The 12,003-nt window shown below is 63.0% G+C and carries 12 protein-coding genes; 7 read left to right on the forward strand and 5 right to left on the reverse strand.

Features of this window, described 5'->3' with window-relative positions:
• Window positions 1-223: 223 nt before the first annotated feature.
• Window positions 224-1,159: a LysR family transcriptional regulator gene (locus B2S33_RS21385; RefSeq protein WP_027914800.1), complete on the forward strand. Its 936-nt coding sequence runs from the start codon at window positions 224-226 to the stop codon at window positions 1,157-1,159.
• Here B2S33_RS21385 and B2S33_RS21390 read toward each other — a convergent pair.
• Complete coding sequence (locus B2S33_RS21390) at window positions 1,129-2,340, reverse strand: MFS transporter (protein WP_288651044.1); 1,212 nt, start codon at window positions 2,338-2,340, stop codon at window positions 1,129-1,131. The two genes, B2S33_RS21385 and B2S33_RS21390, sit on opposite strands and share 31 nt — an antisense overlap.
• Window positions 2,341-2,532: 192 nt before the next feature.
• On the opposite strand from B2S33_RS21390, the gene B2S33_RS21395 reads away from it, so the two are divergent.
• On the forward strand, window positions 2,533-3,903 hold the full coding sequence (locus B2S33_RS21395) for an 8-oxoguanine deaminase (RefSeq protein ID WP_242809519.1): 1,371 nt from the start codon (window positions 2,533-2,535) through the stop codon (window positions 3,901-3,903).
• 123 nt (window positions 3,904-4,026) lie between these two features.
• Here B2S33_RS21395 and B2S33_RS21400 read toward each other — a convergent pair whose 3' ends face one another.
• Window positions 4,027-4,518, reverse strand: a complete 492-nt coding sequence (locus B2S33_RS21400) for a GNAT family N-acetyltransferase (protein ID WP_288651046.1) — start codon at window positions 4,516-4,518, stop codon at window positions 4,027-4,029.
• Between the two features lie 119 nt (window positions 4,519-4,637).
• On the opposite strand from B2S33_RS21400, the gene B2S33_RS21405 reads away from it, so the two are divergent.
• From B2S33_RS21405 to B2S33_RS21420, 4 genes are all read left to right on the forward strand, one after another.
• Window positions 4,638-5,258 (forward strand): biliverdin-producing heme oxygenase, encoded by a 621-nt coding sequence (locus B2S33_RS21405; protein WP_242809520.1) that lies wholly within the window; start codon window positions 4,638-4,640, stop codon window positions 5,256-5,258.
• A 148-nt stretch (window positions 5,259-5,406) separates the two neighbouring features.
• A complete protein-coding gene (locus B2S33_RS21410) occupies window positions 5,407-5,793 on the forward strand; it encodes a VOC family protein (RefSeq protein WP_197873877.1) in 387 nt (128 codons plus the stop codon).
• A gap of 70 nt (window positions 5,794-5,863) precedes the next feature.
• Window positions 5,864-6,433, forward strand: a complete 570-nt coding sequence (locus B2S33_RS21415; protein WP_280078356.1) for a hypothetical protein — start codon at window positions 5,864-5,866, stop codon at window positions 6,431-6,433.
• Window positions 6,434-6,451: 18 nt separating this feature from the next.
• Window positions 6,452-7,135 (forward strand): AraC family transcriptional regulator, encoded by a 684-nt coding sequence (locus B2S33_RS21420; protein WP_288651047.1) that lies wholly within the window; start codon window positions 6,452-6,454, stop codon window positions 7,133-7,135.
• On the opposite strand, the gene B2S33_RS21425 is transcribed toward B2S33_RS21420, so the two are convergent.
• From B2S33_RS21425 to B2S33_RS21435, 3 genes are all read right to left on the reverse strand, one after another.
• Complete coding sequence (locus B2S33_RS21425) at window positions 7,112-8,005, reverse strand: sterol desaturase family protein (RefSeq protein ID WP_197873879.1); 894 nt, start codon at window positions 8,003-8,005, stop codon at window positions 7,112-7,114. The two genes, B2S33_RS21420 and B2S33_RS21425, sit on opposite strands and share 24 nt — an antisense overlap.
• A gap of 86 nt (window positions 8,006-8,091) precedes the next feature.
• On the reverse strand, window positions 8,092-9,018 hold the full coding sequence (locus B2S33_RS21430; protein WP_027914793.1) for an alpha/beta fold hydrolase: 927 nt from the start codon (window positions 9,016-9,018) through the stop codon (window positions 8,092-8,094).
• Between the two features lie 176 nt (window positions 9,019-9,194).
• The gene (locus B2S33_RS21435; RefSeq protein ID WP_414707737.1) at window positions 9,195-11,747 is read right to left on the reverse strand and encodes a UvrD-helicase domain-containing protein; all 2,553 of its coding nucleotides are present in this window, start codon (window positions 11,745-11,747) and stop codon (window positions 9,195-9,197) included.
• A 43-nt stretch (window positions 11,748-11,790) separates the two neighbouring features.
• Here B2S33_RS21435 and B2S33_RS21440 point away from each other — a divergent pair.
• The coding region (locus tag B2S33_RS21440) for a hypothetical protein (protein WP_288651051.1) at window positions 11,791-12,003 on the forward strand (213 nt) is incomplete at its 3' end.

The raw sequence follows: 12,003 nt of genomic DNA on the forward strand, positions 1-12,003 counted from the left end.
GGCAAGAGGGAACATGGGGGCAGTCCTTTGGTGCGTCGGGGCCCGGTGGGTACAGCATGATCTACCCAAGGCGCTGGCGCAAAGCCTATGAGTGTGCAAGATGGGCTGGTGTTCCGTTGGCAACGCGCTATCCAGCCCTGCCCGATGCTTTAACCCTGAAACGCCATCTCAGGATCCCTTATGCTGCCGGGGTCTGCACCACGAACCCATGTAAAGGCCGGCCATGCACTCCTCAGAACGACTCAAAGGGATCGACGTCTTCGTCGCGGTCGCCGACCTTGGCAGCTTCACGGCAGCGGCCGGGCGACTGAGCCTTACCAGCTCGGCGGTCAGCAAAAGTATTGCGCGCCTTGAGGCGCGCATGGGCGTTCGCCTGTTCGAGCGCACCACACGCCGGTTGTCGCTGAGCGAGGCCGGCGTGGTTTTCTACCGCACCTGCACGTCGGTGCTGGCCGATCTGGAAGAAGTCGAACACACCCTCGCCACGACGGGTAATGAACCTCACGGACGGGTACGCATTGACCTGCCCGCCTCCTACGGTCGCCTGCATGTGCTGCCGCTGATCCTGGCGTTCACCCGGCAGCATCCGCTGTTACAGCCGCACGTATCGTTTTCCGACCGTTTCGTCGATCCGGTGCAGGAAGGCATCGACATCGTGGTACGCATCGGCGGCCCCGATACATGGCCCGCCGCCCTGGGCCATCAGTACTTTGGCGCCCAGCGCCTGATGTTCTGTGCAGCCCCCGACTACCTCGACACCTATGGTACGCCGCAAAGCGAGGAGGACCTGGAGCACCACCACTGCGTGGGCTATGGGCACACCGACGGTTTGGTCAGCCCGTGGTTCTTCAAAGGGCGCCAGCCTGGCGAGATGGAGCGTCGCACGGTACAGCCGCGCATCGCCGTAGGTGATGGCGAAGGCGAGGTCGCGGCGGTGCTGGCCGGCCACGGTATAGGGCAGCTACCCACCTGGTTGACCCAGCAGCACCTCGATCAAGGACGGATGATCGAGGTGCTGCCGGAGCTGGCGACCGATGGCCTGCCGATGAACCTGGTCTGGCTCAAGCGTCGCGAGCACCTACCCAAGGTGCGTGCCTTGCTCGATTACCTGTTGCCCAGGCTCGCGCCTCACGGCACGCGTGCCGCCGAACCCGTCTGAGGTGCCAGCCTGGCTACCACGGGCACTGCCAGCAGCGCCAGCACCGCGACTGCGGCGGCCACATAACCGAGGTAGGCAATCCCCAGACCGTCGATGGTCATGCCACCGAGCACCGCACCCAGGCCGATGCCTGCGTTGGCAGCCGACACGTTGGCAGTACCAGCCAGTGCCTTGGCGTGGCTCACCGACGCCATGACGCGCACCTGGCAAACCGGGTAGAGCGCCGTGTTGGCGATACCCCACAAGGCCAGCGCCAGGCAGAAAACCAGGCCTGCATGGGCCAAGGGCACCAGCGCGGCCATGCCGATCGCCAGCAGCACCAGAAAGCCCGCGGTAGCCTTGAGAACGGAGTGGTCGACGGCACGCCCCCCGATCCAGTTACCCAGCAGGCCAACGGCACCGAAGCCCATCAGCCACCAACCGGTGGGAGCCGGGGCCACACCCGCCACACGCTCGAGCAGGTCGGCCAAGTAGGTGTAGCCGGTGAACATCGCGGTGAACACCAGAATCGACAGCAGCACGTTCGCCACGAAGAAGCGTTCGGTGAAGATCCGCGCCTGGCGGGCAAAATCCACCTTGGCGGTCCGGGCCACGTGGGGCATCCAGACGCTCATCGCCACGGCCATCACCAGCGAAAGCCCCGCCAGCGCCCAGAACGCGCCACGCCAGCCCAACGCGTCAGCGGCCAACGTGCCCAGCGGGATGCCCAACAGCATGGCGGCAGAGATGCCGAGGTAAACCTTCGACACCGCGCGCCCTGCATGCTCGGGCCCCGCGAGGTGCCCTGCTGTCTCGCTGGCGGTCCCCCAGAACACCGGTAATGCCAATGCCGGTATGACACGTGCAACGGCCAGTACCCAGAAATTGTCGGCCACGGCCGCCAGGGCATTGGCCGCGGCAAAGACCAGCAGGATGGTGATGAACAGCCGTTTACGGTCCAGGTGCGCCAGCATGGCCGTGAGAAACGGCCCTGCCAACATGACCGTGAAGGCGAACAGCGTTACCAGTTGTCCCGCCATGGAGATGGACACCCCCAGGTCGCGACTCAGGGCAGGCAACAGGCCCACAATGAGAAACTCGGTGGTGACGATCAGGAAAGCTGAAAACGCAAGGATGGCAATACTGATGGCTGCCCGTGGAGCTTCGTCGACGGGTGAAGCGGTGGAAGATGCGGCAGGCATGGAAAAACTCTCAAGACGTTGGCCGCCAGTCTATTCGATCGCGCAGGTCTTATTTTTGGCCGATTTTCACATATGGGATGACGCAAATTCACCAATCAGCTCAATGTATACAACTTCCCCGTTTCCTGATTACATAGCCGCGTCGCCTACGACGCTGGCCATCGCCGGCGCGTATTGCAACAGGCATCAACCATGTCATCTGCACACACTTCAAGAACGCTACTGATCAAAAATGCCCAACTGCTCGTCACCATGGATGGCGAGCGTCGCGAAATCCGCGGCGGTGGGCTGTACATCGAAGACAACCTGATCAAGCAGGTTGGCCCCAGCGAAACCCTTCCCCAGCAGGCGGACGAGGTGCTGGACATGTCCGGCAAGGTGGTCATCCCTGGGCTGGTCAACACGCACCACCACATGTACCAGAGCCTGACCCGGGTAGTGCCAGCCGCCCAGGACGGCGAACTGTTCAACTGGCTCACCCAGCTGTACCCGATCTGGGCACGGCTCACGCCCGAGATGATTTCAGTTTCGACCCAGACGGCCATGGCTGAGCTGATCCTTTCCGGTTGCACCACCTCGAGCGATCACCTGTACATCTACCCCAACGGATGCAAGCTCGACGACAGCATCCATGCGGCTGCCGAAATTGGCATGCGTTTTCATGCTGCTCGCGGCAGCATGAGCGTGGGTCAGAGCCAGGGCGGGCTGCCGCCGGACTCGGTGGTGGAAAAGGAAGCGGATATCCTCAAGGAGTCCCAGCGCCTGATCGAGGACTACCACGATGCCAGCCATGGCTCGATGCGCCGGATCGTGGTCGCGCCCTGCTCGCCCTTCTCGGTCAGCCGCGACCTGATGCGCGAAGCGGCTGTTCTGGCTCGCCAACATGGTGTATCGCTGCACACGCACCTGGCCGAAAACGTCAATGACATTGCCTACAGCCGGGAAAAATTCGGCATGACCCCTGCCGAGTACGCCGAGGACCTGGGGTGGGTCGGGCCCGACGTGTGGCACGCTCACTGCGTGCAACTGGACCAGCATGGCATCGAACTGTTCGCCCGCACCGGTACCGGGGTCGCCCATTGCCCATGCTCGAACATGCGTCTGGCTTCCGGTATCGCTCCGGTACGCGCCATGCGCGATCATGGCGTTCCGGTCGGGCTCGGGGTGGACGGTTCGGCGTCCAACGACGGTGCCAGCATGATCGGCGAGGTTCGCCAGGCCCTGCTGCTGCAACGCGTAGGGTTTGGCCCGGACGCGATGACGGCCCGTGAAGCACTGGAAATCGCTACCTTGGGCGGTGCCAAGGTGCTCAACCGCGATGACATCGGCGCATTGGCACCGGGCATGGTCGCCGATTTCGTCGCCTTCGACCTGGGCCATGTAGCCTACGCCGGCGGCCATCATGACCCGCTTGCAGCGCTGGTGTTCTGCACCCCGACCCAGGTGCATACCAGCGTCATCAACGGCAAGGTGGTGGTGAGGGAAGGTCAGTTGGTGACTGTCGACCTGCCACGGGTACTCGAGCGCCACAACCGCCTGGCCTATCAGTTGGTCGCGGGCTGATAGAGGCGGTGCCTTAAGGTGCTGGCTGCCAAGTGCCTGCGGGGCTGCATCGCAGCCCATTGCCGGCAAGCCAGCCCCCGTCTGACGGCAAGCTCACCCTGTAGGCACCGCACGGCAACAGGCTTACAGCACCATCACCATCTCGTGCCACGCCATGCCGCCGTGGTCGGAAGGTGACGGCTGGACGTAGTTGTAGCCCAGCTTGCGGTACAGTGGCACGTGCTGTTCCTTGCACATCAAGTGGATGGTCTGCTTAGCGCAGGCTTTCATCCGCAGAATGAACGCTTCCATCAACCGCTTTGCATGACCTTGGCCCTGGTAAGCCGGGTCGACCACCACCGACATGATCACCACGTTGGGGGCATCGGGGTCATGCCCGACCAGCTCCTTGAACGCTTCGTCCGACATCACGACCTGATGGGCGCAACCACTGTTGATGAAGCCCACGATGGCCCCGTCGCTTTCAAGCACTAGAAAACCTTGTGGATACTGACTGATGCGCGTCTGGATCTTTTCCAGCGTGGCCGCTTCGTCTCCCTCGTAAGCACCGATCTCGATGGCGTGGCAGCGGCTGGCGTCCTCCAGGGACGGCGTACGGAACTGAAGCGAAGGCATGACCGGCTTTTCCTTTGGGTCTGAACGATACGGCGACCATGATAACCGTGCCTGACGCTTGCTGCGATGCTCACCGCCACGCATCATGGAGGCCTTTCTGCCCGCGACGGACTTACCGAATGATCGCAGTACCCGTGCCACCCCTGGAGACGAGCCGTTGCAAACGCCTCAAAGCGGCCACCCACCGCGAACATGACGGTGTCGATCAGTTGGTCATGGCCGCCCACCCTTTTCAGGACAGGGCGCGCTATGCGCGCTTCCTGCTGGTACAGCATCATTTTCACGGCAGCCTCTTGGGACTTTACAAAGACCCCCACCTCAATACGTGGCTGCCGGGCCTCTCGTCGCTGTCGCGGTTTGCAGCGGTCGAGCAGGACATTCGCGACTTGGGACAACTGCCACCTGCCTTGCCGACGAGCGTGAAGGTAGACCCGGCCCATGCACTGGGCTGGCTGTATTGCAGCGAAGGATCGAACCTGGGCGCCGCTTTCTTGTTCAAGCACACCCAGCGCCTTGGCCTTGACGAAGGCCTGGGTGCGCGGCACCTGGCAGCGCACCCGCAAGGACGGGCGCTGCATTGGAAGGCGTTCGTGAGCGCAATCGACGGCCTTGAACTCGATAAACAACAGGAAGCTGGCGTGATCGCCGGCGCCATCGCAGCCTTTGAAGCCTATCGGACGAAGGTCACCGAGGTATTCGCCGCTGACCTGCAAGCCGCTGCGCACACCTGCGAAGGCTGAACGCTTGTGCTGCATTGGCCAGGCGCCAGCTTGCGGCCCGGATACGCCGATGGCATGAACAAAATAGCGATTTGATGCTGAGCTGGATTGCCAAACGCCATGGGCCGTCTTTACTGGTACTTAACGACCCCGGCATAGGTGTGCGCCCATGAAGATCATGCTCACCCGTATTCTTGTCGACGACCAGGCCAAAGCGCTTGCCTTCTATCACTACGTATTGGGCTTCGAACCCAAACAAGACCTCGCCATGGGCCAGCACCGCTGGCTGACCCTGACCTCGCCCAACGACCCCAACGGCGTGCAATTGCAACTGGAGCCAGAGGTACACCCTGCGTCGAAAGCGTACAAGGTTGCGCTCAAGGAAGACGGTATCCCCACCGCGATCTTCGCGGTGCGTGACATTCAAGGCGAATATGCCCGGCTATCCGCTGCCGGTGTCAAGTTTCACCAGTCTCCCGCCGAGGTCGATAACGTCATGACTGCAATCTTCGACGACACCTGCGGCAACCTCATCCAGATTACCCAGCTACACTGACCGCCCCTTGCAAACCGCCTGCGCCAGTTCAACTGGCGCGGCCCTACTGATCGTTGCCCAAGGACATGCGATGCGTCATGAGTTCGACGAAGTGCTCAACGACCTGGTCGACTACTTTCTGCTAGGTGACATTCAACTGCTTGAGCGCTTCAAGCAGGAGCATGGCCTGCCTGACGACCTGGCCCACGAATTCACCCATCATGACAGCGGCGACATGGCCGTGCGCGACGGCGTGGTGCTGCCTGTGGCCGGCGTCGACAACCTCCCCTATCACGTGGTGTTCACGCTCGATGGGCAAACACCCAAATTGCGCGAGGCGGGCAGCCGGCTCAAGCACCAGCGCGGTGGTTATTCGCTGAACGTCGAGCATGGCGCTGTGATGCTGTACACCTGGCGCATCCTCCAGTACTTCACCCCCAAGACACTGGGCGACTTGATGGCGCGCTACCGTGAGCCCGGCCGCCCGGTGATCGAACTGGACAACGGTTGGTATGAGGTCGAAGTCCTGGCCGGTGCGTGCGTGCGCGATGGGCTGTACGAGCCCACCTTCGAGTTCGTCCTGAGCAAGCGTAGCGGGCGTGTGGCGAACACCACCGCGGAAACGGGGTACAGCTTCAGCCTGCGAGGCTACTTTGACTGAAACCTCTTCACTGTGGCCATGAACCGCGCAGCGCAGCCAGGTTGGCAGGGCGAGATCTGGCTGGCCGAGGACCATTGCCTGGTGACAGGACGACTGGGGCGCACCGACAGCCACCAGCACTACGCCCATCAACTGCTGATTGGGCTTGATGCCGACGTCGAGGTCTGCCTGGACGGGCGTACCTACGGCGGCCCGCGAATACTGATCCCTTCGCAACAGGCTCATGCCATCCTGAGCGAGAGCGTGCAGTGCATCACCCTGTTTGCAGAGCCGTTGGCGTTCTGTGTGGCTGACCTGCAATGCCTGGGTGAATCAGCCAACGCGGTAGAGCAACTTGCCATGCGTATGCGGACATGGCCACGATCGGCGTTGGACCCACGCCTGGCAAAAGCGCTTGGTCGCGTGCGCGCAATCGGTGAGAAATCGCTGCCTGCTCATGAACTGGCCAGCGTTGCATCGCTTTCAATCAGTCAACTGGAGCGCCTGTGCACTAGCCAACTAAGGGTTTCGGTACGACGCCTGGTGCTGTGGCAGCGCCTGCGGATGGCCGTGCAGCAGGCACTGGCCGGTGCCAACCTGACCCAAGCGGCGCTCGCAGCCGGTTTCGCCGACTCCGCGCACTTATCCCGCAGCATGCGCCGCCATTTCGGGCTCACCCCCAGCGAAATCGTGCGCGACCTACGACTGGGCGCGCCTGGCTAGTGCCTGACGCAGTGCAGCAGGCAGCACTGCCGGTGGGTGCACCTCACTTCTCATCCAAGGCTCGCGCAGCTGTGCCAGATAGGTCCGGGGATAATCAGGGCGATCGCCAATGCCTACGTCCTCATCGCGCAGCGCGTAGTCGGGCAGGTGCAGCGCGGTGCCCAGCAGGCGATCCCACAGCGGCAGGAATAGAGCGAAATTGACGTCGCCGTGGGTGCCGTACTTCAGGTGATGCAGACGGTGTACCGGTGCCCACGCGAACACATGGCGCAAGGCGCCGATGCGCATGTCCACATTGCTATGTTGCAACAGCAGCTGCACGGACACGGAAAATGCCAGGAGTGCAGCGACTGGTACTGGCAGGCCCAACATCAGCAATGGCAAGGTGCCGCCCAGGGTTTCGAGCATCTGATGCACGGGGTGCTTCATCAAGCCATTGAACCCATAAAGCCGAGTCACACTGTGGTGCACGGCGTGCAGACGCCATAGCCACGCGCTGCGGTGACTGGCGTAGTGCACCAGGGTAATGCCCAGGTCGGCCAGGATGATCGCCATCAGCAACTGCAAGACCAAAGGCCAATGCACGGGCCAGAGCCCGGTGTCCGGCAGCAACGCCGTCAGCGGTACGACCATGAAAACGCTGAACCATGTCAGCGCTTCGTTTATCAACGCGTGACAGGCGTCTCGCTGGCTATCGCCCTGCGAGTGATTCCACCGTGACTTGAACGGCATGACACGCTCGCACAGCCGCGACACCGCCACGGCGCCCATCAGCAAGGGCAGCAACCAGCACAGATGGGTGTTCATCGCCACTGCCAGGGCAGCGCCTATGAACCCAAAGAAAAACACAGGGGCGTAGAGGTAGCGCATGGGTAACTCCAGAAAGACAGGAGCCCCTAGTGTCCCCGTCCCGGCCGATCCCGCGCTTGAACGAACGGCGCAACCGTGTGTGGGCGCTACTCGTTGACCAGCCGCTGCAACACGGCGCCTTCATGGCGCGCGAGGATACGCAGCAGTTGATCAACCAAGGCACGGTCCGGCGCATCGAGGTGGAAATGGTGGCCGCCTGGGTGCCAGGACACTTTCGCCTGGGGCGGCAATGCCGCTTCACGGCGGTCGAAAGCCTCGCCAGTGAAAGCGCCCTGCCGGCCGAACATCAGGTACAGCGGGCAGCGAATCTGGCTGAGCAGCGCGCAAGCTTCAGGCTCGGTGAGCGGCATGGGCTCTGGGAGCACCAACCGCGGGTCGTGTCGCCAGCAATAACCGTCGTTGAGCTGGAGCAGGTCGCGCAGCGCCAGTAACCTCGCCGCTTCTTGAGACAGGTCGGTGTCGAGCCGCTCGCGGCGCTGCGCCAGCGCGCTGTCCAGATCGTCGAAGCGTTGCACGTCCCGTTCGTTGAAGCCCTGCATCTGCGTACGCTGGACCATGCGCTTGAGGCGATAAGCCCGTGCCAGGTGCTGCACGCGGTCATGCTCGGCCACGGTGAACGGTGCTCCCATCCCGTCGAGGAAGGTCATGCTCGCGATCCCGCTGGTCATGGCCGCCAGCAGCGAAGCCACGCCGGTGCCCATGCCGTGCGCCAGCACATGGAATTGCCGCATGCCAAGGCTTTCGGTGACCGACAGCATGTCCTCGGCGTGCTCCCACAAGTAGTAGCCGCTGTCATGACGACGATGGTCGGAACGTCCGTGGCCGACCAGGTCGGGGGCTACCACGAAACAGCCATCGAGCAGGGGTGCCAGGCGCTCGAACGAGGCGGCGTTGTCCAACCAGCCATGCAAGGCCAGTACGGGAATGCCATCCTCCGGGCCCCAGCAGCGCACCGCCACTTCGATGCCATTGATGTCCAGCGGGTGATCCTTGGGTGTGGTGGTTGATCGCATGGGTATGCTTCCTGATCGGCAGCCTGATGCACGTACACCAGACCGAACACGCCGCCGCATTCCACGACGCCTGTCGTCTGCGGCAACCCTTGCGCCGGAGCACGCAGGGCGCCGACAGGTCACCTTGGCGCAAGCCAGTGGCCACCACTGGCCCCTTACCGACGGTGACTTAACCGTCACCGACCCCGGCAGTCTTCGAAACAGTCCTGGCGGCCATCGACGCGGCTGGACGCGCGAGCGGCCACGGCGGCATCGCCATTGGCCGGTTCCACGTGCCAGTAGCAATGCTGCACTGCTCGGGTCACGGCCACATAGGCCAAGCGCTGCACCTCCTCTTTCTGGGCGGTGTCGAACGGCTGCGGGTCGCCCGCCTTGCCCAGGCCCGCCTGGCGATACACCTGGTTCTTGTAAGGCGAGCTGGTCAGGTACTGGCAGTCGCCCAGCATGAACACCGCATCGGCCTGCAAGCCCTTGGCGCTGTGGTAGGTGAGTTGGCGAAGACGCCGCTGCTCGGCGGGCACTGCTGCCTCGGCCTGAAGCACAGGTTCCAGGTGTTCGCTCATCGCTGCCCGGTCATTGCCCTTGCGGTAGAGCATCAGCACCGACTCGCCGCGCTGGTAATGCTCGATGAGGGTCTGGCCCAGGGCGGCCTCGTCACGCTCGAAGACCTTGACCGGTGACCCGGCAAGTTCAGCGGCAGGGCCAGCGGCTCGGGCCTTCTTGCCGGCGATGGTGGGTGTGCCCTTGACCAGGTGCTCAGCGGCATCGATGACCTGCTGCTGGCAGCGATAGTTTTCCACCATCATCACTCGAGTGCTGGCGGGCGTTGGAAACGCCTTGGTGAATTCGGTGAAGTACTTGGGCGAGCTGCCTCGCCAGCCATAGATCGACTGCCAGTCATCGCCCACGCACAACAGCGACGAGTGCTGAGCATGGCGGCCGACATTCATCCCGGGCCCGCGCCTGCGGATTTCGCGCAGGGAAGCCCGCAGCCAGCTGACGATTTGCGGCGAGACGTCCTGGAATTCATCGATCATCAGATGCGCCAGCGGCCGTAGCAGCGGGTCGGGCAACAGCTGCAGGTTTTCCGGGTTGTTTTCCCCGAACAGCGCGAACATGCGGTTGTAGCTCATGACCGGAGGGACCTGATCAAGCAGATGCGCTTCGAACGCCTTCCAGTAAAGGGCTAACGCTTCGAAGAACAGCGCGTCGCTGTCGCCTGGCACGAAGCGCATGTCGGCAATCGCCGTGTTCACTTCGAGCCCGAGGTTTTCGATAAAGCCCGCGGCACTGACGAATGCGTCGAGCAGCGGCGCGGCGGACAGCTCGCCCTTGACCTTGTATTCAAACCCCGGCCCCGTCACGGCGTCGCCCGCCAGCGAAGCGGCCAGGCGCCGGGCCATGGCGTAGTTGTCCAGCCAGATCAACGGCTGGTCGCAGAATGCCTGCAACAGGGTTCGTTTGACTGCCCACTCCCCGCGTACGGCCAGCTTGGCGCCGGGTCGTTGGTACTGGGCACTCTCGGAGGGGTCGAAGCCCAATACCACCAAGGGCCCTGTGGCACCCAACCGGCCGTGTACATGAAAACGGCATCCACGGATCTCCACGGTGTCGCGCGTCGGCTCAATGCCCTGGATCGGCCAAGCGCCTGCTGCGAACCACAGGTCCTCGATCACATCGCACAGCTCTTCGTCGCGTTGCGCAGCCAGCTGCGTCACCTGGGCGCGTTTCTGCACCTCGGGGTTATCCGGATCCACTGGCTTGAGTTGCAAGGCTTCGTTGCGCAAGTGGCCGATCAGCTCGGCAAAGCGCGGGCTGTCCGCCAGCAGGGTGCTGTAGCAATGATTGAGCTGTTGGCGCTGGGCATCGTTCAGGCGCAGGTCGAACGGGTTGCTGTCGGCCTCGGCCTCGCGCCCGGCGGGCATCTCGTTGCCCAGGGTCTCGAACGCGCGCACGTGCTCGAACCCAGGCAGGCTGCGCACCAGGGGCAGGATGCGGGAGTGGAAGGTGCGGACCAGTTCGCGCGCCTGTGCCGGTTGCAGGTGAACATCCCACAGCGCGAACACCTGCACCAAGCGCTTGATGAAGTCCTTGCGCGACTCGCGGGTGAAGGTGACGACCGTCATCGCGTCGAGTTCGTAGCCCAGGTAGTGACGCAGCAGCAAGATTCGCAGCACCAGGGAGGTGGATTTGCCCGCCCCTGCCCCGGCCACCACGCAGGTGGAGGGTGTGTCGCTGAAGATCAGTTTCCATTGCGCGGCGCTGGGTTGCGCGTGGCTGGGCAGGCGCTGGGCGACGTCGGCCTTGAAGCGTTTCTTCAGGTGGGCGGTCAAGGCCAGTCGCCAATCCTCGAACAGGTGATCGTCCTGGCCGGGCACGGCCGGGGTGTCGGGGCGATGGTCACGGATGACCAGCACTTGCTGGCCTGCCTCGTACCCTTGCGCATGGCCACGTTCGTACCCTGCGCGCTGGCCTTCGTCACGGCCCTGGTGCTGGCCATCGGCATGGCCCAGCCACCAGGAATGAGGGTGTTGCGCCTGAATGCGGGTCAGGCCACGCCCAAGGCACTGGGCGATGAGCCGTTTAAGCCAGGGTAGCCGTGTGGGTGGGGTCAGTTCGGCGAGGGCCTTGGGTTGCTCGTTGGCCACAGTCACTCCGTTGGCAGCAAAATCAGCCGGCAATGTTCGCCGCAATGGCGCAAAAGCGCCAGCGAATGCGTGGGAAAACATCGGGGGTCACGGCTGGGGCAAGGGGGAGTAGGCTTGCGCAGTCTTGACCCAGGATGACGTACGCTGGGTTAGCGGCCCACCGCGCTCGGTTCGGCGCCCGGCAAGGCCGCTTCCGCAGGGGAAAGAGTGTATCGTTGAGCCATATGCGAGGCTCAAGCCATTCAATCAAGTCAAGGTTGAAACTTTTAATTCCAATATCGTAGTTAAGATTATTGCTGTTATTGCTGTTATTGCAGTTGCAGTTGCAGTTGCAGTT

The sequence above is a fragment of the Pseudomonas sp. UBA5568 genome (genome assembly GCF_002425525.1).
Lineage (GTDB): Bacteria > Pseudomonadota > Gammaproteobacteria > Pseudomonadales > Pseudomonadaceae > Aquipseudomonas > Aquipseudomonas fulva.